Raw genomic sequence first — 25,314 nt, forward strand, 5'->3', positions numbered from 1 at the left:
TCGTCTGTCGGTCGTTCCGGCTGAGCAAACGCTCAGTCGGTCGCCGATTGTTCCAGACGGACCACGACGGACTTGCTGGCCGGGGTGTTGCTGGTGTCCGCGGTCGCGTCCAGCGGCACCAGGACGTTGGTCTCCGGGTAGTAGGCGGCCGCGCAGCCCCGCGCGGTCGGGTAGTGCACCACCCGGAAGCCGGGGGCCCGCCGCTCCACGCCGTCCTTCCACTCGCCGACCAGGTCGACGTACGACCCGTCCGCGACCCCCAGCTCCCGCGCGTCCTGCGGGTTGACCAGGACCACCCGGCGTCCGCCCCGGATGCCCCGGTAGCGGTCGTCCAGGCCGTAGATCGTGGTGTTGTACTGGTCGTGCGAACGCAGGGTCTGCAGCAGCAGCCGGCCCGCGGGCAGTTCCGGGAACTCCACCGGCGCGGCGGTGAAGTTGGCCTTGCCGGTCGCCGTCGGGAAACGCCGCTCGTCGCGCGGGGCGTGCGGCAGGGCGAAGCCGCCGGGGTCGGCCACGCGCGCGTTGAAGTCCTCGAAACCGGGGATCACGCGCGCGATGCGGTCGCGGATCGTCGCGTAGTCCTTCTCGAACTCCTCCCACGGCACCCTGCTGTCCGCGCCCAGCACCCGCCGCGCCAGCCGGCACACGATGGCCGGCTCGGACAGCAGCTGCCGGCTAGCCGGCTCCAGGCGGCCCCGGGAGGCGTGCACCATGCCCATCGAGTCCTCGACGGTCACGAACTGCTCGCCGCTGCCCTGGAGGTCGCGCTCGGTGCGGCCGAGGGTCGGCAGGATCAGCGCCCGCGCGCCCGTGACGACATGACTGCGGTTCAGCTTCGTCGACACGTGCACGGTGAGCCGGGCACGCCGCATGGCCGCCTCGGTGACCTCGGTGTCCGGAGAGGCGGACACGAAGTTGCCGCCCATCGCGAAGAAGACCTTCGCCTCGCCGTCGCGCAGCGCGCGGATGGCCCGCACCACGTCATAGCCGTGCTCGCGCGGCGGAGCGAAGCCGAACTCCTTCTCCAGGGCGTCCAGGAAGGCCGGGGCCGGACGCTCGAAGATGCCCATGGTGCGGTCGCCCTGCACGTTGGAGTGGCCGCGCACCGGGCACACGCCCGCGCCCGGCCGCCCGATGTTGCCGCGCAGCAGCAGGAAGTTGACCACCTCGCGGATGGTCGGCACCGAGTGCTTGTGCTGGGTGAGGCCCATCGCCCAGCACACGATGGTGCGCCGGGAGGCGAGCACCATCCGCAGCGCCTCCTCGATCTCCGGCCGGGTCAGACCGGTCGCGGTGAGCGTGGCGTCCCAGTCGGCGGCGCGGGCGGCCGCGGCGAACTCCTCGTAGCCATGGGTGTGCTCGCGGACGAACGCGTCGTCCACGGCCCCCTCGGTCTCGATGATCAGCTTGTTGAGCAGCCGGAAGAGGGCCTGGTCACCGCCGATGCGGATCTGCAGGAAGAGATCGGTGAGCGTGGCGCCCGCGGTCAGGCCCTTCGGGGTCTGCGGGTTCTTGAAGCGCTCCAGGCCCGCCTCGGGCAGCGGGTTTACGCTGATGATCCTCGCGCCGCCCGCCTTGGCCTTCTCCAGCGCGGACAGCATGCGCGGATGGTTGGTGCCCGGGTTCTGGCCGGCCACGATGATCAGATCGGCCTGGTGCAGATCGTCGAGGAGGACGCTGCCCTTGCCGATGCCGATGGTCTCGCCGAGGGCCGAGCCGGAGGACTCGTGACACATGTTCGAGCAGTCCGGCAGGTTGTTGGTGCCCAGCTCGCGGGCGAAGAGCTGATAGAGGAACGCCGCCTCGTTGCTGGTGCGGCCCGAGGTGTAGAAGACGGCCTCGTCCGGGGAGGAGAGGGCGGCGATCTCCTCGGCGACGATATCGAAGGCGCGCTCCCAGGTGACCGGCTCATAGCGCTCGCCGTCCTCGGGGAGGTACATCGGGTGCGTGAGCCGGCCCTGCTGGCCGAGCCAGTAGCCACTGCGGGTCGCGAGGTCGGCGACCGGGTGCGCGGCGAAGAACTCCGGGGTGACCCGGCGCAGCGTGGCCTCCTCCGCGACCGCCTTCGCGCCGTTCTCGCAGAACTCCGCCTTGTGCCGGTGCTCCGGCTCGGGCCAGGCACAGCCAGGACAGTCGAAGCCGTCCTTCTGGTTGACGCTGAGCAGCGTCAGCGCGGTGCGCCTCAGCCCCATCTGCTGCTGGGCCATGCGCAGGGTGTGACCGATGGCCGGCAGCCCCGCCGCCGCGTGCTGCGGCTCGGCGACCTGCGGCGCGTCCTGAACCGGGTCGGCCTTGGGCGGCTTCGATGCCATCGCACGCTCTCCTTGTGACCGCGGGCTGCCGGCGGTCACCGGCCCGGGCGCCGGCGTACCGCCTCGCTTGTGTGAGGTACGTCTCCGATCCTCGCACGCCGCACCGACAGCGACCGTGTCCGGGCGTGCGCGGGCCGCCAGCAATGCTTGCGGCGGCGGTCCGGGTCCGCGCCGCGCGCCCCAGCCGCCGCGGCCGGCCGCCCCAGCCGCCGCGGCGGCCCCGGCGTGGGGCCGACTGTCAGTGGGGCGTGGCAGGATCGGGGACGTGGCAGAGACAGCATCGAAGAAGACCGACAACCCTTCCGGCGGGAGCCGTCCCCGGCTGATGCTCATGGACGGGCACTCCCTGGCCTACCGCGCGTTCTTCGCGCTCCCCGCGGAGAACTTCACGACCGCTTCGGGCCAGCCCACCAACGCGATCTACGGCTTCGCGTCGATGCTCGCCAACACCCTGCGTGACGAGGAGCCCACGCACTTCGCGGTGGCCTTCGACGTCTCCCGGAAGACCTGGCGCTCGGAGGAGTTCACCGAGTACAAGGCGAACCGCTCCAAGACCCCGGACGAGTTCCGCGGCCAGGTCGAGCTGATCGGCGAACTGCTCGACGCGATGCACGTCTCGCGCTTCGCCGTCGACGGGTTCGAGGCCGACGACGTGATCGCCACCCTCGCCACCCAGGCCGAGGCCGAGGGCTTCGAGGTGCTGATCGTCACCGGCGACCGCGACTCCTTCCAGCTGGTCAGCGAGCACACCACCGTGCTCTACCCGACCAAGGGCGTCTCCGAGCTGACCCGGTTCACCCCGGAGAAGGTCGTCGAGAAGTACGGGTTGACGCCCGCCCAGTACCCCGACTTCGCGGCCCTGCGCGGCGACCCCTCCGACAACCTCCCGGGCATCCCCGGCGTCGGCGAGAAGACGGCCGCGAAGTGGATCAACCAGTTCGGGTCCTTCGCCGAGCTGGTCGAGCGGGTCGACGAGGTCAAGGGCAAGGCCGGGCAGAACCTGCGCGACCACCTGGAGGCGGTCAAGCTCAACCGCCGCCTCACCGAGATGGTGCGCACCGTCGAGCTGTCCAAGACCGTCACCGACCTGGAGCGGGCGGCCTACGACCGCAAGGCCGTCGCGATGATCCTCGACACCCTGGAGATCCGTAACCCCTCGCTGCGCGAGCGGCTGCTCGCCGTCGACCCCGGCGCCCAGGAGGCCGAGACCATCCCGGTCGTCGCCGACGGCGTGGAACTGGACGGCACCGTCCTCGGCACCGGCGAACTGGCCGGCTGGCTCGCCGCGCACACCGGCGGCCCGCTCGGCGTCGCCACCGTCGACACCTGGGCGCTCGGCACCGGCTCGGTGGCCGAGGTCGCCCTCGCCACCGCCGAGGGCCCGGCCGCCTGGTTCGACCCCTCCCAGCTCGACGAGGCCGACGAGACGGCGTTCACCGGCTGGCTGGCGGACGCCGCGCGGCCCAAGGTGTTCCACAACGCCAAGAGCGCGATGCGGGTCTTCGCCGAGCACGGCTGGAGCGTCGCCGGGATCACCATGGACACCGCGCTCGCCGCCTACCTGGTCAAGCCGGGCCGCCGCTCCTTCGACCTGGACGCGCTCTCCCTGGAGTACCTGCACCGCGAGCTGGCCCCCGCCGCCGCGGCCGACGGCCAGCTCGCCTTCGGCGCGGACGACGGCGCGGAGGCCGAGGCGCTGATGATCCAGGCCCGCGCCGTGCTCGACCTCGGCGAGGCCTTCGAGGAGCGGCTCCAGGAGGTCGGCGCCGCCGATCTGCTGCGCGACATGGAGCTGCCCACCTCCGCCCTGCTCGCCCGGATGGAGCGGCACGGCATCGCCGCGGACCGGGCGCACCTGGAGGCCATGGAGCAGATGTTCGCCGGCGCGGTGCAGCAGGCCGTCAAGGAGGCGCACGCGGCAGCCGGGCACGAGTTCAACCTGGGCTCGCCCAAGCAGCTCCAGGAGGTCCTCTTCGGCGAGCTGGGCCTGCCCAAGACCAAGAAGACCAAGACCGGCTACACCACCGACGCCGACGCCCTGGCCTGGCTCGCCGGCCAGACGGACAACGAGCTGCCGGTGATCATGCTCCGCCACCGCGAGCAGGCCAAGCTCCGGGTCACCGTCGAGGGCCTGATCAAGACCATCGCGACCGACGGCCGCATCCACACCACCTTCAACCAGACCGTCGCCGCCACCGGCCGGCTCTCCTCGACCGACCCGAACCTCCAGAACATCCCGGTCCGCACCGACGAGGGCCGGGCGATCCGGCGCGGCTTCGTGGTCGGCGAGGGCTTCGAGTCCCTGATGACCGCGGACTACAGCCAGATCGAGCTGCGCGTGATGGCCCACCTCTCCGAGGACGCCGGCCTGATCGAGGCGTTCACCTCCGGCGAGGACCTGCACACCACCGCCGCCGCGCAGGTCTTCTCCGTCGAACCCGGCGCGGTCGACGCGGAGATGCGCCGCAAGATCAAGGCCATGTCGTACGGCCTGGCGTACGGTCTGTCGGCCTTCGGCCTCTCCCAGCAGCTCAACATCGAGGCCGCCGAGGCCCGCACCCTGATGGACGCCTACTTCGACCGCTTCGGCGGCGTACGCGACTATCTGCGCCGGGTCGTCGACGAGGCGCGCGCGACGGGGTACACGGCGACGCTCTTCGGCCGCCGCCGCTACCTGCCCGACCTCAACAGCGACAACCGGCAGCGCCGCGAGGCCGCCGAGCGGATGGCGCTGAACGCCCCGATCCAGGGCACCGCCGCGGACATCGTCAAGATCGCCATGCTGAACGTCGACCGTGCGCTGGTGGAGGCGGGCCTCACCTCCCGCATGCTCCTCCAGGTGCACGACGAAATCGTCCTGGAGATCGCCGCGGGCGAGCGGGAGACCGTGGAGGAGATCGTCCGCCGCGAGATGGCCGGCGCCGTGCAGCTGCGCGCCCCGCTGGACGTCTCGGTGGGCGTCGGACCGGACTGGGAGTCGGCGGCGCACTAGCCGGCCGCTCCCGGTCGACCCGGCCGCTCCCGGTGGGCGGGGTCTGCCACGGAGTCCGTCACCGCTCTCGGTGGGCGGGGTCTGCCACGGAGTCCGCCCACCGCTCGCGGCCGGCGGGGTCTGCCACGGAGTCCGCCACCGCTCCTGGTCGGCGGCGCACCAGTCGGCCGCTCTCGGTCGGCGGCGCGCCAGTCGGCCGTTCGGAAACCCTCGGTCCGCTCGCCGGGCCGGGGGTCTTCCGAGGTGAGCGCCCGCGCCGCCGGCCGAGGGCTCCGGCGCGGGCGGCGCGTCCACACTTCCTGCACGGGCCACGCACACCCCGGGCACACCTCGCCACTCCGGCGGGATCCGTCACCCGCACGGCCCCCGCGAAAACGCCCCGCGGGCGCCGGGCCCGTCAGGATGCCGCCATGGGTATACGCATGCTCCACCTCCGCCGGGCGGCCTCGCCGTTCCCGTCGGTGCCGGCCTTCTCGGCCCGTGCAAGCACCGCCCGTAGCCTCGCCGGCCCGGCCACCGTCGTGCGGCACACCACCGTGGACCTCGGCCGTCGAATCGGTCGCCGCGCCCCCTCGCTCGTCCGCGTCCGCTCGCTGCTTCGCGCGCCCGCGCTCGTGCGAGCCCGCTCACTCGTCCGCGCGCCCTCGGTCGTACGCCTGCGCGAGAGCGCCGCGGCCTGGCGGCTGTGGGCCGACCTGGCCCGGGGCTGGCTGGCCCTCCTCCTGGCCCTGCTCCCACGGCCCCGGCCGTCCTACACCGTCACCGTGTTCACCGCGGCCCTGCCCGCCGCCCTCAGCGAGCCGCCGAACGGCTCCGCTCCACGTCGTCCGCGCCCGCACCGCCGGGCACCGGAGCCGGGCGCCACACCCTGACGGCCACGGCGTACAGCAGCACGCCCACCACCAGCCCGGCGCCCGCGCCGAAGCACACCGTCGGAATCAGCTCGTACGGCTTGGCCACGGAACCCCAGTGGTCCCACCACCGCACCGCCCGGCGCACCGCCGCCACCCCCGCGCAGCCGCCGATCAGCGCCGCCGCCCACCACCGGTCCCGCACCGAGAGCACCGGCACCCTGAGCACCGGCGTCGGCGCCGGCACCGATCCGAGCACCCGTGTTCCCGCGGGCTCGCCACCGGGCGTCCGCCGCAGCGCCCGCAGCAGGAACACCGCGATGACGACCGCCGCCACCGCGGAACCGCCGTACTGGAGGTACCAGTACAGCGGCGAGCCGGCGATCTCCCGGCCCAGCACCGGGAACACCCGCATGCCCCACCGGTCGAGATGGGTGAAGGCGTCCCACACCACATGGGTCAGCGCACCGAGGGCCGCGGAGGCGTACCAGCGCAGGACCAGACCGGCCTCCACGCGCGCGTGCGGCATCCCGCACCGCAGCAGTGACGCCACGCGGTGCTGCCGTGCCCGGGGCAGCAGGGCCACCAGCGGCTCACGGAGCAGCAGCCACAGCCCGACCAGCGCCCACGCCAGGGCCACATCCACGGTGAACACCCCCGGGAAGCCGTGGGTGACGTCACCGAAGGCCATCGCCTCGGGCACGGCGCTCGCCGCGTAGTACGTCACGTCGGGCGCGAACGACCCCGCGACCAGCACGGCCGGCACCAGCCGTGCCCGGCCGGTCCCATCGGTGCGTACGGCGGGCAGCACGGCTGCCGCATGGCTGAGTGTGAACGGCAACGGAGCCCCCCGGGATGAACGTTGACGCCCAGTATGCGTAACCCCGGGAACCGGCCGGGGTGACAGCGCGTGCCAAGTAGGGGAAATCGGGCCTCAACGGGTGCCCGCGCGCGACAAGTTGTCGTAGGGTCACCAGGGTTGACGTGCGGGGAGCGCGTCGAAACGACCAACAAAACCACAAAAACAGAACAATGCCAACAGACCGGGTAGACGCGGGCGCCAGGACGTCCGCTGGGAGGGGTTCACTTCATGGCGGCGCATTTCGGCAGTCGGCTGCGCAAGGGAGCGGCGAACACCGCCGTGGCCGCGGCAGTCGTCGCGGCTCTGGCCGCGTCCCAGGCTCCGGGAGTGACGACCGACGACGCCGGCGGGCAGACCTCCTCCGGCGCGCCGTCACCGGACGCGCCCGCCGACGACAGCGCGACCGGCAACTCGCCGTACTACACGGACCTGCCGCCGCTGAAGAGCCCCGCTCCCTCGCCCTCCTCCAGCGCCTCCGGCACCCCGGTCGTCACCGGTGAGGCCGCGGCCGGCATACCGGCGACCGTCCTCGACGCCTACAAGAAGGCCGAGGCCAAGCTGCGCGAGACCAAGCCGGGCTGCAACCTGCCCTGGCAACTCCTCGCCGCCATCGGCAAGGTGGAGTCCGGTCAGGCCCGCGGCGGCCAGGTGAGCGCCGACGGCACCACGGTCAGCCCGATCCTCGGCCCCCAGCTCAACGGCAACGGCTTCGCGAGCATCAGCGACACCGACGACGGCGCCTACGACGGGGACGCCTCCTACGACCGCGCCGTGGGCCCCATGCAGTTCATCCCCTCCACCTGGGCGTGGGCGGGCCGCGACGGCAACGGCGACGGCAAGAAGGACCCCAACAACATCTACGACGCCGCCCTCGCGGCCGGGAACTACCTGTGCCGCTTCGGCTGGGACCTGTCCACCGCGAGCGACCTGCGCAGCGCGATCCTCAGCTACAACAACTCGACGGAGTACCTGAACACCGTCCTGTCGTGGCTGGAGTACTACCGCAAGGGCACCCATGAGGTCCCCGACGGCACCGGTCAGCTGCCCTCGGACCGCAGCGACGACTCCACCGGCGCGAGCCCGACGCCGACGCCGACGCCTACGCCGCCCGCGACCCCGCACACGCCGTCGCCCAAGCCGACTCCGCCCGCCTCGGGCGGCGGTTCCCAGACGCCGAACCCTCCGACCACCCCGCCGACCACCCCGACCACACCGCCGCCCACCACCACCCCGCCGACGCCGACCGACACCGTGCACCACCTGGAGGACGCGGGCACCGCGAAGCTCAGCGCCATGGCGGGCGACGCGTTCGCCGAGCGGATCGCCGCCCGCGCGGAGACCAAGTCCGGCGACGGCGTCGGCAAGGTCCGGGTGCGCTTCACCATCGTCGGCGACACGGACACCACCTTCACCGGCGGCGAGAGCGTGGCCACGGTCGTCACCGGAAACGCCGGTGTGGCCGTCGCGCCCGCGCTCCAGGCCGGGGAGAAGACCGGCTCGTTCACCGTCCGCGTCACCGTCGTGGGCCGCTCCCTCACCGGCCTCGACTACACCGCCTCGGTCACCCCGCGAGCCGCCGACGCCCTCGCCCGCACCACCGACACCGCGCTGACCTGCGTCGCGGGCGGCGAGTTCGCCGAGCAGGTCCAGGTGAAGGCGACCTACAAGGGCGCCGTCGCCGACGGGGTCGCGGCCACCGCGACGCTCATCACCTCCGCGGACGACGCCACCGCCAACGACAAGGGCCCCTACTTCAAGGACGCGGACGGCAAGGCCGTACGCGCCCTCACGGGCCTGAAGACCGACGCGAACGGTCTGCTGACGCTGCCGAAGCTGTACGCGGACGGCACCTCCGGCACCTTCCTGCTGCGCCTCACCACGACCGGCGGCGCCACGCTGACGGTGGAACTGACGGTGACCGCGCCGGCGTCGACGCCGGAGGCCTCGCCCAGCCCGTCGGCGAGCGAGTCGGCCCCGGCGGCCGAGTGACCGCAGCTCCCGCGCGGGCGCCCCTCCGCCTCGGCGGGCGGGCGCCCGCTCGCTTCTCCGCACCCGCCCGGTCCGCGACGCGCACCCTTCTCACCGTCGGAGCCGCGCGTTGGTGTGCCGGGTCGGCTCCGCGGAGGCCGGGTCCTCGGGCCACGGATGCTTCGGATACCGGCCGCGCAGCTCCGCGCGGACACCCCGGTAGCCGTCCTTCCAGAACGAGGCGAGGTCGGCGGTGACGGCGGCCGGGCGGCCGGCGGGGGAGAGCAGATGCACCAGCACCGGCACCCCGGCCAGGGACGGCGACTCCTGAAGGCCGAACATCTCCTGCAACTTCACCGCGAGCACGGGCCGCTCGGGATCCGTGTAGTCGACCCGTACGGCGGACCCGCTCGGCACGGTGATCCGCTCCGGCGCCAGCTCGTCGAACCGGGCGGCCTCCCCCGAGGCCCACGGCAGCAGCCGCGCCAGGCACCGCCCGGCGTCGATCCGTGCCAGATCCGCCCGCCGCCGCGCCCGGCCCAGCTCCGGTTCCAGCCACTCCGCCACGCGCGCGTGCAGCGCCCCGTCGGAGACGTCGGGCCAGGGCTCGCCGAGGTGCAGCCGCAGGAACGCGAGCCGCTGCCGCAGCGCCTCGGCCTCCCGCGACCACCGCAGCAGCCCGAACCCCTCCCGCCGCAGCCCCTCCAGCAACGCCTCCCGTACGAGACCGGGGGCGGGCTCCCGCAGCGGCCGCACCGCCAGCTCCACCGCCCCCAGCCGCTCGACCCGCCGCGCCACCACGTCCCCGTCGGCCCACCGGATCTCGTCGCCCTCCGCCAGCAGCGCCCCCGCGGCCCGCCGCGCGATCTCCTCGTCCACGACCGCCGCGAGCTGCACGCGCGCGTGCCCCTTGCCCACCGGCCGGTCCGCCACGGCGACGGCGATCCACGGGGCACCGCGCAACGCCGTGCCCTCGCCGGTCTCGGCCCGCGTCCCGGACACCATGAGGTACGACCCGCCGTCGGCCCGGGCGACCCGCTCCGGATACGCGAAGGCGGCCACCGTCCCGGCCAGCCGGTCCTCCCCTCCGGGCCCCGAGCCGTCCCGGGCGTCCGGGGCCCCGGGCGATCCGCTCCTCCGGTCGGGCCCGCCTTCCCCGGCAGCCTCTCCCGCCAGGGCCCGCAGCCGGCGCACCTCCGTGCGCCACCGGCCCGCGTAGGCGTCACCGCCCCGCCGGGCGTCCCGCAGCGCCCCGGCCAGGTCGTCGCCGTGATCGCGCGGCGGCTCCTCGCTCAGCAGGGCCACCACCTCGGCGGCGCGATCGGCGCCGACCAGCGGGGCCGCGTCCAGCAGGGCCCGCCCGAGCCGCGGATGCAGGCCCAGACGGGACAGGCGCGCGCCCCGCTCGGTGGCCCGCCCGGCCGCGTCCACCGCGCCGATCGCGGACAGCACCCGCCGCGCGGCCGCCATCGCACCGCCCGGCGGCGGATCGAGCAGCGCCAGACCGGTCGCCTCCGGATCGCCCCAGCAGGCGGCCTGGAGAGCGAACGCCGTCAGGTCGGCCACCTGGATCTCCGGAGCCGGGAAGCGCGCCAGACGGGCCTCCTCGGCCTCCGTCCAGCAGCGGTACACCACGCCCGGCGCCTCCCGCCCGGCCCGGCCCGCCCGCTGCCGCCCCGCCGCCTGCGAGGCCCGTACCGTCGTCAGCGCGCTCAGCCCGCGCGCGTGGTCCACCCGCGGCTCCCGCGCCAGCCCGGAGTCGACGACCACCCGGACCCCGGGAACCGTCAGCGACGACTCGGCCACGGACGTCGCCAGCACCACCCGGCGGCGCACACCCGGCGCCAGCACCGCGTCCTGCACGGCGGCCGGCGCCCGCCCGTGGACCTGGAGCACCTCGATGTCCCCGAGATCCCCCAGCTGCCCGGCGACCCGCGCGATCTCCCCGACGCCGGGCAGGAAGCACAGCACGTCCCCCGGCCGCTCGGCCAGCGCCCGCCGCACCACGGCGGCCACATGCGTCAGCAGCGCCGGATCCACCCGCATCCCGTGCGGCGGCCGCACCGGACGGGCCGGCGGTGCCCAGACGACCTCCACCGGGTACGAGACACCCGCCGCCTCGATCACCGGCGCCCCGCCGAGCAGCCGTGCCCACCCCTCGGCGTCCGTCGTCGCCGACGCGGCCACCAGCCGCAGCTCCGGCCGCAGCGCAGCCCGCACGTCCCACAGGAACGCCGCCGCCGTGTCCGCGTCCAGATGCCGCTCGTGGCACTCGTCGAGCAGCACCACGTCGACACCGCTCAGTTCCTGGTCGCGTTGCAGCCGCTGCACCAGCACACCGGTCGTCACGACCTCCACGCGCGTGTGCCGACCCACCACCCGCTCCCCGCGCACGGTGTAGCCGACGCTCTCGCCGACCTTCTCGCCGAGGAGCCACGCCATCCGCCGGGCCGCCGCCCGCGCCGCGATCCGGCGCGGCTCGGCGACCAGCACCCGCCGCGCGGGACCCTCGCCCAGCAGCCCCGCGAGCGCCGGCGGCACCAGCGTCGTCTTGCCGGTGCCGGGCGGCGCGACCAGCACCGCGGTGCCGGGCCCCTCCAGCGCGTCGCGCAGCGCGGGCAGGGCACCACGTACGGGCAGGGCGTCCAGAGCGTCGTAACGGATCACGCCCCTAGTGTCGTACGACGGGAAAAGCGGCCCCTACGCGCGCGTGCCTTCCTTCCGGCCTTCTACGCGCGCGTGCCTTCCTTCTGGTCGGCGCTCAGTCCCGCTCGCACACGAAGATCGCCGTGCCGGGGATCAGGTTCCCGCGCAGCGGCGACCAGCCGCCCCACTCCGCCGTGTTCCAGGCGGGCCACTCCGGCTCGACCAGGTCCACCAGGCGGAAGCCGGACGCCACGACGTCCCGGACCCGGTCGCCGAGGGTCCGGTGGTGCTCGACGTACACCGCGCGGCCCTCGTCGTCCTGCTCGACGTACGGCGTGCGGTCGAAGTAGGAACCGGACACCGACAGACCCTCCGGGCCCGGCTCGTCCGGGAAGGCCCAGCGGATCGGATGGGTCACGGAGAAGACGAAGCGCCCGCCCGGCCGCAGCACCCGGCGCACCTCCCGCAGCACCAGCCGCGGGTCGGCCACGAACGGCAGCGCCCCGTACGCCGAGCACGCCAGGTCGAAGGAGCCGTCCGCGAAGGGCAGGGCGCTCGCGTCGGCGCAGACCAGCGGGAACGTTCCGCCGATCCGCAGGGCGTGCTGGAGCTGGCGGTGGGAGAGGTCCAGGGCGACCGGGCGGGCGCCCTGGCCGGCCAGCCAGCGCGCGCACTGCGCCGCGCCGGCGCCGATCTCCAGGACGTCCTTGCCCTTCAGCTCCTCCGGCGGGCCCAGCAGCTCGGCCTCGACCTCGTCCAGGCCCTCGGGGCCCCACACGAACCGGTCGTCGCCGAGGAACGTGCCGTGCTCGACCTGGTACTCGTCCGCGTTGCGGTCCCACCAGCCCCGGTTCGCCCGGGAACTCTCGGTGACTCCGGCGGCACGCCGGGTGGCCTCCGGTTCGGCGGGCACGGCCGCCTCCGGATCGAAGGCGGGATCGGCGGATACGGGCTCTTGGATGATCGGCTCCCTCGTCGTACTCTTCCGTCCAACCCGTCCCGGCGGTGTCACCAAAGGGGTCATCGAAGGCCCGCGTGGCCTCAGGAGACAGGTTTTGTGCCGGGAATGCGGTGATCCGCCCCGGGTGTGCGCCTTCGCGCATTGACCCTGCCCGGCTGCCCCCGTATGCTACAAGTTGCGCTGCGGGCCTGCGCGCCTCAGACATAGCAGGCTGCGCTCGCATCTGTTGTATGTCCCCTCGGTTCTCGAGGCGCCACCACCGGTTCGCCGGTGAGGTGCTTCCTTGGCTGTCCGGCTTCTGCAGAGCGAAACGGGCTCCCGGCGTAGCAGTACCTACGACTTCAATGTCCGTACCGGAGCCCTTTCCCACATGACGAGCAGCACCGAGACCACCGCCACCACCCCGCAGGTTGCGGTCAACGACATCGGTAACGAGGAAGCCTTCCTCGCCGCGATCGACGAGACGATCAAGTACTTCAACGACGGCGACATCGTCGACGGCGTCATCGTGAAGGTCGACCGGGACGAGGTCCTGCTCGACATCGGTTACAAGACCGAAGGTGTCATCCCGAGCCGCGAGCTCTCGATCAAGCACGACGTCGACCCGAACGAGGTCGTCGCCGTCGGTGACGAGATCGAGGCCCTTGTCCTCCAGAAGGAGGACAAGGAAGGCCGCCTGATCCTCTCGAAGAAGCGCGCCCAGTACGAGCGTGCCTGGGGCACCATCGAGAAGATCAAGGAAGAGGACGGCATCGTCACCGGTACCGTCATCGAGGTCGTCAAGGGTGGCCTCATCCTCGACATCGGCCTCCGTGGCTTCCTCCCGGCCTCGCTGGTCGAGATGCGCCGCGTCCGCGACCTCCAGCCCTACGTGGGCAAGGAGCTCGAGGCGAAGATCATCGAGCTGGACAAGAACCGCAACAACGTGGTCCTGTCCCGCCGTGCCTGGCTGGAGCAGACCCAGTCCGAGGTCCGCCAGACGTTCCTCACGACCCTCCAGAAGGGTCAGGTCCGTTCCGGTGTGGTCTCCTCGATCGTCAACTTCGGTGCCTTCGTGGACCTGGGTGGCGTCGACGGTCTGGTCCACGTCTCCGAGCTGTCCTGGAAGCACATCGACCACCCCTCCGAGGTCGTCGAGGTCGGCCAGGAGGTCACCGTCGAGGTCCTCGACGTCGACATGGACCGCGAGCGCGTCTCCCTGTCGCTGAAGGCGACCCAGGAAGACCCGTGGCAGCAGTTCGCCCGCACCCACCAGATCGGCCAGGTCGTGCCCGGTAAGGTCACGAAGCTGGTTCCGTTCGGTGCGTTCGTCCGCGTGGACGAGGGCATCGAGGGTCTGGTCCACATCTCCGAGCTGGCCGAGCGCCACGTGGAGATCCCGGAGCAGGTCGTCCAGGTCAACGACGAGATCTTCGTCAAGGTCATCGACATCGACCTCGAGCGTCGCCGGATCTCGCTGTCCCTGAAGCAGGCCAACGAGTCCTTCGGTGCCGACCCGGCGTCGGTCGAGTTCGACCCGACCCTGTACGGCATGGCCGCGTCCTACGACGACCAGGGCAACTACATCTACCCCGAGGGCTTCGACCCCGAGACCAACGACTGGCTCGAGGGCTACGAGAAGCAGCGCGAGGAGTGGGAGCGCCAGTACGCCGAGGCGCAGTCCCGCTTCGAGCAGCACCAGCAGCAGGTCATCAAGTCCCGCGAGGCGGACGAGAAGGCCGCTGCCGAGGGTGGCGAGGCCGCGGCTCCGGCCGCGACCGGTGGCTCGTACTCCTCCGAGGGTGGCGACACCTCCGGCGCCCTGGCGTCGGACGAGGCGCTCGCCGCGCTGCGCGAGAAGCTGGCCGGCGGCCAGAGCTGAGCGCAGCCCGCTGAGGGCTAGCTTGTGACCGAAGGCCCGCATCCCCTCCGGGGTGCGGGCCTTCGGCGTGTTCGGTCCCTGTGAGGGGACGTGTCCCGATGTCGTACGGCGACGCCGTATGACTGGGCGTCACGAAGTGTCCGCCGGGTGGGAATGCCCGTGTCCCGTGCGGTGTTGTGACGTACGAACACGAGGAGGAGCGGTCACTGTGCTTGATCCGCAGGGTTTGTACACGTGGGAGCCGAAGGGCCTGGCCGTCGTCGACATGGCGCTCGCCCAGGAGTCCGCCGGCCTTGTCATGCTCTACCACTTCGACGGATACATCGACGCGGGCGAGACCGGCGACCAGATCGTCGACCGGCTCCTCGACTCGCTGCCCCACCAGGTCGTGGCCCGCTTCGACCACGACCGGCTCGTCGACTACCGCGCCCGCCGTCCGCTGCTGACCTTCCGGCGCGACCGCTGGGCCGGTTACGAAGAGCCCACACTCGCCGTCCGGATCGTCCAGGACGCCACCGGCGCGCCCTTCCTGCTGCTGTCCGGCCCCGAGCCGGACGTCGAATGGGAGCGCTTCGCGGCGGCCGTGGAACAGATCGTGGAACGCCTGGGCGTCCGGCTGGCCGTGAACTTCCACGGCATCCCCATGGGCGTCCCGCACACCCGCCCCGTGGGACTCACCCCGCACGGCAACCGCAGCGAGCTGGTCCCCGGCCACCGCAGCCCCTTCGAGGAGGCGCAGGTTCCGGGCAGCGCCGAGTCGCTGGTCGAGTACCGCCTGATGGAGGCCGGACACGACGTCCTGGGCGTCGCCGCGCACGTCCCCCACTACATCGCCCGCTCCCCGTACCCGGATGCGGCACTGACCGTCCTGGAGGCCGTCACAGCGGCCACCGGACTGGTCCTGCCCGGCATCGCCCATGCCCTGCGCACGGACGCCCACCGGACGCAGACCGAGATCGAGCGGCAGATCCGGGAGGGCGACGAGGAGCTGACGGCGCTCGTCCAGGGGCTGGAGCACCAGTACGACGCGGTGGCCGGGGCCGAGACCCGCGGGAACATGCTCGCCGAGCCCGTCGAGATTCCGTCGGCGGACGAGATCGGGCGGGAGTTCGAGCGCTTCCTCGCGGAGCGCGAGGGCGACGGCTGAGGCGGGCGCAGACGGATGGACAGACGGAGACGGGTGGACAGACGGAGACGGGTGGACGGGCGGGGGCCGGGGACAGAGGCAGGGGTGGGCCACGGCTGACGGGGGCCGGGGCAGGGCCTAAGCTTCCGCTCATGCTGACAGTGGGCCTGACCGGCGGGATCGGCGCCGGCAAGAGCGAGGTGTCGCGGCTGCTCGTGGAGTGCGGCGCCGTACTGATCGACGCCGACCGCATCGCGCGCGAGGTCGTCGCACCGGGCACCCCCGGGCTCGCCGCGGTCGTCGAGGCGTTCGGCGAGGGCGTGCTCGGTCCCGACGGCGGCCTGGACCGGCCCAAGCTGGGCTCGATCGTGTTCGCCGACCCCGAGAAGCTCGCGGTCCTGAACGCGATCGTGCACCCCCTGGTCGGCGCCCGCTCCCGTGAGCTGGAGGCCGCGGCGGCCGAGGACGCCGTCGTCCTGCACGACGTGCCCCTGCTCACTGAGAACGGCCTGGCACCGCTGTACGACCTCGTCATCGTGGTCGACGCCGCTCCCGAGACCCAGCTCGACCGGCTGGTCCGGCTGCGCGGCATGAGCGAGGAGGACGCCCGCGCGCGGATGGCGGCACAGGCCACCCGTGAGAAGCGCCGGGAGATCGCGGACATCGTGATCGACAACGACGTACCGCTGGCGGAGCTGGAACGACAGGTCAAGGACGTGTGGGCCGAGCTCGTACGGCGGGCGGCGGCTGGGGGAGAGCGGACCTCTTAGCGCGCTCACGGCGGAGCGGCGGCGGGTACGACAGGGGCGGCTCCGGTGTACGGCAGGGCCGGTTCTGGGTGTACGGCAGGGGCGGCTTCCGGGAATAGCGGTTCGGCTTTCGCGCGTTGAACGGGTGCAGCGAGGGAAGGACTTTGCCGTGCCCGAGACCAATGGTGGGACCGGACGTACCCCGGAGACGCACGTCATCGACTTCCGTGCGGCCGAGCAACTGCTCGCCGCGCGGGACCCGCGGGGCGCGGTGAAGCTGCTCGACGGTGTCATCGCCGTGCACCCCGAGAACACCGCCGCCCGCCTGCTGCGGGCCCGCGCGTTCTTCGCCGCCGCACAACTTCGGCCCGCCGAGCTGGAGTTCACCATCGTCTTGGAGCGCGAGCCGGACAACGCCTTCGCGCACTTCGCGCTGGGCCGCACCTACGAGCGCCAGGGCCGCCCCGACCAGGCCAAGCGCCACTTCCGTCTGGCCGCCGCGCTGGACCCCAACCCGGAGTACCTGAAGGCCGCTCGCTTCGAATAGGGCCGAGCAGGGCCTCGCCGTCCGGTGCCGCGTCCTCAGCGCGTGGGTTCGTCCGGCGGGGGGTACGGCGGGACGTCGCGGCCGGGCTGGTAGTGCGGGCCCTGGCGGATGTGCCGGAGGATCACGATCAGATCGACGGTGGCCACCAGACACAGCGCGCCACAGGCGGCCGCCCAGCCGACCCGCCCCGCGATCGCGAACGCGGCCGTGCCGAAGATCGCCCAGACCAGTCCCCACAGGGTCAGCCACACGCGCGCCCGCAGTGCACTGCGCGCGGTCCTCGGCTCACTGCCTGTACGCATCGAGGTCATCACTCCTTCTTGCAACGTACTCCGGGGACGGGCGGACGGGTAGTCGCTCCCCGTGTCGCTCGAACGGGTGAAGGCAGGGTGGGGTGGGAGCGGGCTTGCGGCGGTGGGCCGTTGGTTCGGGCATGGAGCTGAAGATGCGAGCGGGACATCAAGGGACGGGGCCCGGGGCGATCACCCCCGACGGCTGCGCGGTCGAGCTCTACTCACGGCTTCCGGTCGGACCGGAGCCGGACATCATCGCTTCCGCCGTGCCCGCGGGCGCGCGGATCCTGGAGCTGGGCAGCGGGGTGGGACGGATGACGCATCCGCTGCTGGAGCGCGGCTATCGGGTGACGGCGGTGGACGAGTCGCCGGAGATGCTGGAGCGGGTCCGCGGCGCGCGGACGGTCCTCAGCCCCATCGAGGACCTGGACCTCGGAGAGACCTTCGACGTGGTGCTGCTCGCGTCGTTCCTGGTGCACACCGGGGACCCGGAGGTGCGCAGAGGGCTGCTGCGGACCTGTGCACGGCACACTGCGGAGGGCGGCTGTGTGCTGATCCAGCGGGAGGGCGAGGACTACCACACCGCTGTGCCGCGCGAGCGGGTCGACCCCAGCGGTTTCACCGTGCGGATCGTGTCCTCGGAACCGGTCGAGGACGGAGTGCGCGCGGTGCGCGCGGAGTACGAGTTCCCGGACGCCACCTGGACCCAGACCTTCCGGGCCCGGCCGCTGACGAAGGAACAGTTCGAGGAGGCGCTGGGGGAGGCGGGACTGAGGGTGGAGAAGTATCTGACGGAGGACCGGATATGGGTGCGGGCGGTGCCGACGGAACAACCCGGCCGGCGGCGATGAGTTCGCGGGCGGGCGGGGGTCTATCCCGGTGACAGCAGTAGCGACCGCTCACCGCAGGAGAACCCGATGTCAGAGGCCACCGCTTCCGTCACCACCGCTTCCGTCACCACAGCGTCCGTCACCTCTTCGGACACGGCCTCCGATGTCCCCTCTGCGGCCACCGGGCGCGGCGGCCGTGGGGCCCGTCTCGGGGCCGGTATCGGGTTGCGAGCCCTCCAGGTGGTGCTCGCTCTCTTCTTCGGGATCGCGAGCGCGCTGCCGAAGCTGATCGCACACTCCTCGGCCGTCGAGCCGTTCGAGGAGATGGGCTGGGGCGACGCGGGGATGTACACGATCGGCGCGCTGGAACTCGCCGGGGCCGTCGCCCTGTTGGTGCCGGTGCTCCAGTCGGTGGCGGCAGCGTCGCTGGGAGGGTTGATGGTCGGCGCGTTCGTGGTCCAGCTCACCGTCTTCGACGGGGAGAACGCGGCGACACCGCTCGTCCTCCTCGCTCCGCTGGCCCTCATCGCCTGGGCGCGACGCGGGCACAACGCGGAACTGCTGCGGTCGCTGGGGCGGCTTCGGCTGACTCTGTCGGCGGGGCGGCGGGCCTGACGGGGCGGGGGCCTGACGGGCGGCGGGCCTGACTGGCGTCGCGCGCTGGGACGGCCGTCGCCGTCGCCCGGAGAGCAGGGGATGTGCGCTCTCCGGGCGAGTCGTTCACCCATCGAGAAGGTCGCCATCGAGAGGGTCACGATCGAGAGGGTCACTGTCGAGACGTCAGCGCCCTCCCGGGTGGCCGCCAAGGCGTCCGGGGCCCTTGGCGCCCCTCGGGGTGCCAACGCCTCCGGGGCCTGCCGGGCCGCCCAACCCTCCGAGGCCGCGGAGGCGTTCCAGCTCTCGGCGGTCCCGCTTGGTCGGGCGGCCGGCGCCGCGGTCACGGATTCCGGCGGGGGCGACGGCCTCGCGGGGCGGGGGCGGCGGGCTGTTGTCGATGTAGCACTGGACGGCGATCGGGGCGCCCACCCGCTTGCGGATCAGTCGCTTGACGATGACGATCCGCTCCCGGCCCTCGTGCCGCAGACGCACCTCGTCGCCGATCTTCACCGAGTGCGCGGGCTTGACCCGCTCACCGTTCACCCGGACATGTCCGCCCTTGCAGGCGGTGGCTCCGAGCGAGCGGGTCTTGATCAGCCGTACCGCCCAGATCCAGCTGTCGATCCGCACGGTCTCCCCGCTCGCGGGCGCGGCGGCCTCGGCGGCGGCGATCGCGGCGGCGACCTCTGCGGTGACCTGGGCGGTGACCTGGGGGCCGGGCGCACCAGGGGCGTCGGCTCGGGATGCGTCGGTGTCGGCCGGCGCGGTGCCGGTGTCCGGAGCGGCGGCGTCCGTGCCAACCGGCTGCCCGCCGGCGCGCGGCGGCCCCACCTGCCCCTCGTCGTACTCGTCGTACTCTTCGTCGACCGGCCCCGCGGGCTGCTTCCAGGCCACGGCCTCGGCGGCACCGTGGTCCTCGACGTTCCGCCGGCGGTCCCCGTGGCGGCCGTCGCCTCTGCTCTTGTCGGTACGCTCGGAAGCCATGCCCCGACCTTAACGCCGTGCCCGTCCGTGGCGGCGTGGCACCCGTACGGTTGAGGGATGGACAGCCTGGCCGACCTGGACGCGCGGATCGCCGGATGCGACGCCTGCCCGAGACTGGTCGCCTGGCGGGAGGAGGTGGCCCGCACCAAGCGCGCCGCCTTCGCCGACTGGACGTACTGGGGACGGCCGGTCCCCGGGTTCGGGCCGGGGGACGCCCGGATGCTCATCGTGGGTCTCGCCCCGGCCGCGCACGGCGGAAACCGCACCGGCCGGATGTTCACCGGCGATCGCTCGGGCGACGTGCTGTACCAGGCGCTGTACGACGTGGGGCTCGCCTCGCAGCCGACCGCCGTCAGCGCCGACGACGGCCTGGAGCTGTACGGGGTCCGCGTCACCGCACCCGTGCACTGCGCCCCGCCCCTCAACAAGCCCACCACCGACGAACGGGACACCTGCCGCGCCTGGCTGGTCCAGGAGCTCGGGCTGCTGCGCCCGACGCTGCGGTCAGTGGTGGTCCTCGGCGCCTTCGGCTGGCAGGCGGCGCTCCCCGCGTTCGCGGCGGCGGGCTGGACAGTGCCGAGGCCACGGCCCGCCTTCGCGCACGGCGGTCATGTCCGCCTCGACGCGCCCGGCGGAGGCGAGGGGGCCGGTGACTTCGACGGCCTCGACCTCTTCGGCTGCTTCCACGTCAGCCAGCGCAACACCTTCACCGGACGGCTGACGCCGGAGATGCTGCGGGAGGTGCTGCGCGGGGCGGCGGCCGCGGCGGGGCTGCCGTACCGGGCGTAGGCGACTGCGGCGGGACCGCGTACCGGGCGTAGGCGCGACCGCGGCGGGGCTGCCGTACCGGACGTACGCGACTGCGGTGGTGGCCGCGCCCGCCGTGTCAGTGGAGCCCACGATGCGCCTGCCGTGTCTGCCGCGCCCCCTGCGCCTACTGTGCCCGCCGCGGCCGCCACACGTACCGCACGTCCGGCTCCCGCTCCTCGTTCGCACGGCCGTCCGTGCGCTCGACGGCGACGAAGCCATGACGCTCGTAGAAGCGGTGGGCGGGCGCGTTGACCTGGAAGGTCCACAGCCCGAGGCCCTGTGGCCGGCGCTCCTTGGCCAGCGCGACGAACCGGTCCCCGAGGCCGAGTCCCCGCCAGTCCGGGGCGAGGTACAGCTGCGACAGCTCCGCCTCGTCGAGCACCATGAGCCCGACGACCCCCGCACCGCCCGCCGCCTCGGCCACCCACGTCTCCTGCCGCGGCACGACGACGTCCTGGAACCAGCCGCGGACCTCGTCGTCGGAGTGGGCCCGGGAGACGGTCGGCAGCGCGGCGGCGAAGGATCGCAGCCAGACGTCGGCGGCGGGGCGGGCGTCGGCGGAGGTGGCCCGGCGGAGGGCGACCGCCGGAGTCACGGGCGTATCACCTCGGAGGCGTCGGCCTCGGGGACGACAGCCGTCACCGTGATCTCCACGAGCTGCCCGGTGTAACCGAGGCAGGCCACGCCGAGCAGGGTCGAGGAGTGCTGCCCGATGCCGAGACCGGATGCCTCCACCACGTCCCACACGGCCGAGAGCACCGCGGTCTCCGTGCTCACCACATACACGTCCGAGGCGACGACATGCTCCAAGTCGCTGCCGACCGCGCGCAGTTGCTCCTCAAGATTGGCGATCACCTGCCGGGCCTGCCGCACCGGATCGCCCTCGCCGACCAGCTTCCCGTCGGCGTCGAGCGGAACGGCCCCGGCGAGAAAGGCCAGCTTGGTCCCGGCCTCGACCACGGAGGCGTGGGAGTACGTCGGGGGCGGGAAGAGGGAAGGGACGGTGACACGCTGGATCACGAGCGCTCCCGAGGGTGTGGGGACGGGCGGCGGCGTCGAACGGGCATCAGCCGATCATCCGGCCCGCCCGCCGCGCCCGCATCCGAATTTGCCCGCCTCCGCGGCAGAGGCGTAATCCGTCGTCCCCGAGGCCGGGCCCACCGGGCCGACGGGGCGTCCGCCGTCGGCGCAGAGCGGCGGTCCGCGCCGCACCGGAGCGCCGCGCGGCGGCCGCGGCGAGTGCCCGGAACTCGTCACCGCGCTCGGCGGCCTCGACGCGCTCGACCCGGTACAGCCGGATCGGCCGGGCGGTGCGCAGCAGCGGATGGGGCCGCAGCAGATCGGGCTCGCCCAGCAGCTGCCGCACCATTCCGGCGGTCCATCCCCGGGCCCGCAGCCCGGCCACGGACACATGCGCCCGCGGCGACCGCGCCTCCAGCCGCTCGCGCCCCCGGCGCTCCTGAGGTGTGCCCTGCGTCGCCATCACCGACCCCCGTCGTCATCACACTGCGTAACTGCTTCATTGATAACGCGGGGCACTGACAATCGAGTCCCCGGTCGGCTCGCAGAGCCGGAAACGCGGTGCGGGGAGCTGTGGGCCGCGCGTAGTCTCACGGCCCGCGCGTGGTCTCACGGCCCGCGCGTGGTCTCACGGCCCGTCCCTGCCCGTGTCGCGGGCCTCGCCGCCTCGTGCCCGCCTGCCCGACGTACGACCGCCTGGAGCCGCCGTATGCCCGCCCTCACCGATTCGGCGTTCCTCGACGCCGTCGCCGACCGCCTCGCCGCCCTGCCCACGGTGCAGGCCGTCTCCCTCGGGGGCTCCCGCGCGCAGGGCGGTCATCGCGCCGACAGCGACTGGGACCTCGGCGTCTACTACCGAGGGCCGTTCGATCCCGCCGACCTGCGAGCGGTCGGCTGGGAGGGCGAGGTGTCGGAGGTCGGGGGCTGGGGCGGGGGAGTGTTCAACGGGGGTGCCTGGCTGACGGTGGACGGCCGGCGGGTGGACGTCCACTACCGCGACCTCGATGTCGTGGAGCACGAACTCGCGCAGGCGCGGGAGGGGCGTTTCCGGGTGGAGCCGCTGCTCTTCCATCTCGCCGGCATTCCCAGCTACCTCGTCGTCGCCGAGCTGGCCGTCAACCGGCCTCTGCGCGGTACGCCGCCACGCCCCGACGGCTACCCGGACGCGCTTCGCCGCTCCGCCGCCGACCACTGGTACGGCACCGCCCGCGCCACCCTCGCCTACGCCCGGGCCAACCACGTCCCCGCCGCTCGTCTCACCGAGCTGGTCGGCGCTCTTGCCGTCGCCGCGACCCAGACTGCGCACGCCGTGCTGGCGGCCCGAGGGGAGTGGGTGACGAACGAGAAGCGGTTGCTGGAACGGGCCGGGCTGCGCGAGGTGGACGGCATCATCGCGTCGATCGGGACGCAGGCGGGGGAGGCCGCGGGGACGGATGCCATGGGGGCGGGCGCCATGGGGGCGGACGTCGCGGGGACGGGCGTCATGGAGGCGGGCGTCGCGGGGACGGGCGTCATGGCGGCGGCGGTCCTCGCGGCGGAGTCGCTGTTCCACGCGCGCGTGGAGGACGCGCGCGGCACGCCCGCCTAGGTGCCCGCGCGCCCGGGTGCCCGCGTTCGCCTCGGTGCGGGAGCGATCTTGCTTCGGGTCGGTGTGGAACGTCCATCTCGGCGCACCCGTCACAGCGCCGAAACACGCCCGTCCCATCCCCTCCACCCGCGCCCCGTACCGTGGAACCACGTCCACCGCCCGGCCACCGTCGCCCGAAGGCACACCCCGCCCTCGTCCCGACAGGAGCCTCGTGTCACGTCGTGTCGCTTCCGCGTTGCCGCCCTGGTTCGTTCATGCCCTGCGCGCCCAGCGAGGGCCCGTGCCGTGGAACGCGGTGGCACGGGGCGCGTTGGCCGCGGGCCCGGTGATGGCGGTGGCCCTGATGGCGGGGCGGGCCTCGCTCGGGGTGGTGGCCGCGATCGCGGCGATGCTCGCGGGGATCAACGACCGGCCCGGGAGCCGGCGGGGGTCGGTGAGGCGGCTCGGGGTGCCGGCCCTCGCCGGAGCGGTCGGGATGGCCGTCGGGACGTACGCGGGGCAATGGGGCGGAGCCCTGGCGCTGACACTGCTGCTCACCGGGCTCGGGCTGCTCGCCGGGTGTGTGAGCGCGGTGGGCCCGGTCGCGTCCGGGGCGGGTACGCAGTTGCTGGTCGCCTGCGCGGTGGGGGCGGGGATGCCGCTGCCGGAGCCGGGGTGGCTGCGGGCGGCCGTCTTCCTGGGCGGTGCCGGGTGGCTGCTGGCGCTGCGGCTGGTGCTGCCGACGCCCGGCGCGCTCGCCGGTGACTTCCGCTTCGACGGCGAGCGGGCGGCCGTGGCCGCCGTCTACGGCGCGATCGCCGACCTGCTGGACGCCGCCGGCACCCCGCGCGCCACGGCTCGCCGTGCCGCGCTCACCGCCGCCCTCGACCACGCCCAGGACGCCCTCGCCGGGCCCCGGCTGCGCCGGTACACGGGCTCCGCCGCCGAGCGGCGGCTGCACGCGCAGTACGCCGCCGCGCTGCCGCTCGCCGAGGCCGCCACCGCGCTGGCCTGGGCCGGGGAACCGGTCTCCGCGCGGGCGGCCGACGCACCCCGGCGGCTCGCCGCGGCCGTCCGTGGCAACACCCACACCGGACCGCTGCCCGCGCCCGCCCGCTCCGCGCCGGCCCTGCGCGCTCTCGACGAGGCGCTGCTGTGCGCGGCGGAGGCCTTCGACCACGGCGACGGCGGTGATCTGCACACCCGTCGGCGTACCGCCCGGCAACTGCTGCGTACCGCCTTCGGGACCGGCGGGCGCGAATACGGGATGCGGGTCGCACTCTCCTTCGGGACCGCCGCGGCAGTCGCCCAGGCACTGCACCACGCCCACTGGTACGGACAGCACACGCACTGGTACTGGCTCCCCGCCACCGCCGTCTTCCTGGTGAAGCCCGATCTCGGGCCGCTGGCTTCGCGCGTCCTGTGCCGGGCCGCCGGGACCGTCCTCGGGGCCCTGCTGTTCGCCGGGCTCGCGGCCGTGCTGCCGCGCCCGGCCGGACTGGTGGCGGTGGTCGCGGTCTGCGGGGCGCTCATACCCGTCGCCACCCGGCACTTCGCCGCGCAGACCGCCGTCGTGACCGTGCTGGTGCTCGGCCTGGTGATGCTCGGCGGGGAGCCGCAGGCCTCCGGGAGCCGCATCGGCGAGACGCTGCTGGCCTGCGCGATCGTGCTGCTGGTCGGGCATCTGCCGATGCCGGGGGAACGCGGCGGCGGAGTGCGGGCCCGACTCGCCGCGGCGGCCGGCGCCACGCACGCCTACCTCGCGCAGGTGCTCGGCGCGAGCGACGACCGTCCCGCGCGGTGGGTGCTGCGCCGCGAGGCCTACCGCGCCCTCGCGGAGGCCCGTACGGCCATCGGTGTCGCCGCCGCGGAACTGCCCGCGCTGGCCCGGCACAGCGAGGGCGCGGACCGGGTGGCCCGTGCCCTCGAACGGCTGGTCGACGCCACCACCGCCTGCGCCGTGCACCTCGACGACACCGGCCGGCTCACGCCGCGGCAGCTGCGCCGGCTGGCCCGCCTCCTGGACGAGGCGGAGGAGGCCGACGTGCTCGGCGTGCTGGGCGCCCGCGAGCTGGCCGACGTACGCGCGGGGCTGCGGGCCGCCGACCGGTCGCCGGTCGCCGTCTAGCCGGTCGCCGTCTAGCGGAAGGGCGCGTGAGTCGACGCGCGGCACCGGCCGAGGTACGCAGCGGCCGGAGGCGAGCAGCGGCTGATGCGCGGTTCCGGTCGGCGCCTGTCAGCCGACGCGCACTTCCAAGCGGCACGCACTTCCAAGCGGCACGCACTTCCAAGCGGCACGCACTTCTACGCGGCACCCACTTCTACGCGGCGCGCCCGT

At 73.6% G+C, this 25,314-nt stretch carries 21 protein-coding genes; 12 read left to right on the top strand and 9 right to left on the bottom strand.

The window, feature by feature from the left end; genetic code table 11:
- Positions 1–32: 32 nt before the first annotated feature.
- A complete protein-coding gene (locus tag ABT232_RS14440; protein WP_351840089.1) occupies positions 33–2,312 on the bottom strand; it encodes an FdhF/YdeP family oxidoreductase in 2,280 nt (759 codons plus the stop codon).
- A gap of 265 nt (positions 2,313–2,577) precedes the next feature.
- Between ABT232_RS14440 and polA the strand changes: the two genes are divergently transcribed.
- Both polA and ABT232_RS14450 read left to right on the top strand, forming a co-directional pair.
- On the top strand, positions 2,578–5,304 hold the full coding sequence (gene polA, locus ABT232_RS14445; protein WP_351840091.1) for a DNA polymerase I: 2,727 nt from the start codon (positions 2,578–2,580) through the stop codon (positions 5,302–5,304).
- A 410-nt stretch (positions 5,305–5,714) separates the two neighbouring features.
- Positions 5,715–6,176 carry a hypothetical protein gene (locus tag ABT232_RS14450; protein WP_351840093.1) on the top strand — a complete coding sequence of 154 codons (462 nt, stop codon included), beginning with the start codon at positions 5,715–5,717 and terminating at the stop codon, positions 6,174–6,176.
- Here the strand turns inward: ABT232_RS14450 and ABT232_RS14455 are convergent.
- On the bottom strand, positions 6,097–6,996 hold the full coding sequence (locus ABT232_RS14455) for a DUF4184 family protein (RefSeq protein ID WP_351840095.1): 900 nt from the start codon (positions 6,994–6,996) through the stop codon (positions 6,097–6,099). The genes ABT232_RS14450 and ABT232_RS14455 overlap by 80 nt on opposite strands.
- A gap of 249 nt (positions 6,997–7,245) precedes the next feature.
- Here ABT232_RS14455 and ABT232_RS14460 point away from each other — a divergent pair, with 249 nt between their 5' ends.
- Positions 7,246–9,006, top strand: coding sequence for a lytic transglycosylase domain-containing protein (locus ABT232_RS14460; RefSeq protein ID WP_351840097.1), 1,761 nt, complete (start codon positions 7,246–7,248; stop codon positions 9,004–9,006).
- 90 nt (positions 9,007–9,096) lie between these two features.
- On the opposite strand, the gene hrpB is transcribed toward ABT232_RS14460, so the two are convergent.
- Positions 9,097–11,652, bottom strand: a complete 2,556-nt coding sequence (gene hrpB, locus ABT232_RS14465; protein ID WP_351840099.1) for an ATP-dependent helicase HrpB — start codon at positions 11,650–11,652, stop codon at positions 9,097–9,099.
- A gap of 94 nt (positions 11,653–11,746) precedes the next feature.
- Positions 11,747–12,655 carry a class I SAM-dependent methyltransferase gene (locus ABT232_RS14470; protein ID WP_450871812.1) on the bottom strand — a complete coding sequence of 303 codons (909 nt, stop codon included), beginning with the start codon at positions 12,653–12,655 and terminating at the stop codon, positions 11,747–11,749.
- 307 nt (positions 12,656–12,962) lie between these two features.
- On the opposite strand from ABT232_RS14470, the gene rpsA reads away from it, so the two are divergent.
- The 4 genes from rpsA (at position 12,963) to ABT232_RS14490 (ending at position 16,875) form a co-directional block, all read left to right on the top strand.
- Positions 12,963–14,453, top strand: a complete 1,491-nt coding sequence (gene rpsA, locus ABT232_RS14475) for a 30S ribosomal protein S1 (RefSeq protein WP_351840103.1) — start codon at positions 12,963–12,965, stop codon at positions 14,451–14,453.
- 208 nt (positions 14,454–14,661) lie between these two features.
- Positions 14,662–15,600, top strand: a complete 939-nt coding sequence (locus ABT232_RS14480) for a PAC2 family protein (protein WP_351840105.1) — start codon at positions 14,662–14,664, stop codon at positions 15,598–15,600.
- A gap of 131 nt (positions 15,601–15,731) precedes the next feature.
- Positions 15,732–16,349, top strand: coding sequence for a dephospho-CoA kinase (gene coaE / locus ABT232_RS14485; protein ID WP_351840107.1), 618 nt, complete (start codon positions 15,732–15,734; stop codon positions 16,347–16,349).
- A gap of 148 nt (positions 16,350–16,497) precedes the next feature.
- Positions 16,498–16,875, top strand: a complete 378-nt coding sequence (locus ABT232_RS14490) for a tetratricopeptide repeat protein (RefSeq protein ID WP_351840109.1) — start codon at positions 16,498–16,500, stop codon at positions 16,873–16,875.
- A gap of 35 nt (positions 16,876–16,910) precedes the next feature.
- Here ABT232_RS14490 and ABT232_RS14495 read toward each other — a convergent pair whose 3' ends face one another.
- The gene (locus ABT232_RS14495) at positions 16,911–17,177 is read right to left on the bottom strand and encodes a DUF6343 family protein (RefSeq protein WP_351840111.1); all 267 of its coding nucleotides are present in this window, start codon (positions 17,175–17,177) and stop codon (positions 16,911–16,913) included.
- A gap of 143 nt (positions 17,178–17,320) precedes the next feature.
- Here ABT232_RS14495 and ABT232_RS14500 point away from each other — a divergent pair, with 143 nt between their 5' ends.
- Both ABT232_RS14500 and ABT232_RS14505 read left to right on the top strand, forming a co-directional pair.
- Positions 17,321–18,019: a class I SAM-dependent methyltransferase gene (locus ABT232_RS14500; protein WP_351840113.1), complete on the top strand. Its 699-nt coding sequence runs from the start codon at positions 17,321–17,323 to the stop codon at positions 18,017–18,019.
- A 66-nt stretch (positions 18,020–18,085) separates the two neighbouring features.
- Positions 18,086–18,613 carry a DoxX family protein gene (locus ABT232_RS14505; protein WP_351840115.1) on the top strand — a complete coding sequence of 176 codons (528 nt, stop codon included), beginning with the start codon at positions 18,086–18,088 and terminating at the stop codon, positions 18,611–18,613.
- A 165-nt stretch (positions 18,614–18,778) separates the two neighbouring features.
- On the opposite strand, the gene ABT232_RS14510 is transcribed toward ABT232_RS14505, so the two are convergent.
- Entirely contained in the window at positions 18,779–19,426 is a 648-nt protein-coding gene (locus tag ABT232_RS14510; RefSeq protein ID WP_450871813.1) for an RNA-binding S4 domain-containing protein, read from the bottom strand.
- A 210-nt stretch (positions 19,427–19,636) separates the two neighbouring features.
- Between ABT232_RS14510 and ABT232_RS14515 the strand changes: the two genes are divergently transcribed.
- Positions 19,637–20,368: a uracil-DNA glycosylase gene (locus tag ABT232_RS14515; RefSeq protein WP_351840117.1), complete on the top strand. Its 732-nt coding sequence runs from the start codon at positions 19,637–19,639 to the stop codon at positions 20,366–20,368.
- A gap of 145 nt (positions 20,369–20,513) precedes the next feature.
- Here the strand turns inward: ABT232_RS14515 and ABT232_RS14520 are convergent, their stop codons facing one another.
- Genes ABT232_RS14520 through ABT232_RS14530 form a run of 3 tightly spaced genes read right to left on the bottom strand, consistent with a single transcriptional unit; the run spans position 20,514 to position 21,872 of the window.
- Complete coding sequence (locus tag ABT232_RS14520) at positions 20,514–20,984, bottom strand: GNAT family N-acetyltransferase (protein ID WP_351840119.1); 471 nt, start codon at positions 20,982–20,984, stop codon at positions 20,514–20,516.
- Positions 20,981–21,409 carry a RidA family protein gene (locus ABT232_RS14525; protein WP_351840121.1) on the bottom strand — a complete coding sequence of 143 codons (429 nt, stop codon included), beginning with the start codon at positions 21,407–21,409 and terminating at the stop codon, positions 20,981–20,983. The genes ABT232_RS14520 and ABT232_RS14525 overlap by 4 nt, the downstream gene beginning before the upstream one ends.
- Positions 21,410–21,455: 46 nt before the next feature.
- Entirely contained in the window at positions 21,456–21,872 is a 417-nt protein-coding gene (locus tag ABT232_RS14530) for a hypothetical protein (RefSeq protein WP_351840123.1), read from the bottom strand.
- 246 nt (positions 21,873–22,118) lie between these two features.
- Between ABT232_RS14530 and ABT232_RS14535 the strand changes: the two genes are divergently transcribed.
- Both ABT232_RS14535 and ABT232_RS14540 read left to right on the top strand, forming a co-directional pair.
- On the top strand, positions 22,119–22,997 hold the full coding sequence (locus ABT232_RS14535; RefSeq protein ID WP_351840125.1) for a nucleotidyltransferase domain-containing protein: 879 nt from the start codon (positions 22,119–22,121) through the stop codon (positions 22,995–22,997).
- Positions 22,998–23,208: 211 nt separating this feature from the next.
- Positions 23,209–25,104, top strand: coding sequence for an FUSC family protein (locus ABT232_RS14540; RefSeq protein ID WP_351840127.1), 1,896 nt, complete (start codon positions 23,209–23,211; stop codon positions 25,102–25,104).
- Positions 25,105–25,314 lie beyond the last annotated feature (210 nt).

This window comes from Streptomyces sp. NPDC001532, from assembly GCF_040298625.1.
Lineage (GTDB): Bacteria > Actinomycetota > Actinomycetes > Streptomycetales > Streptomycetaceae > Streptomyces.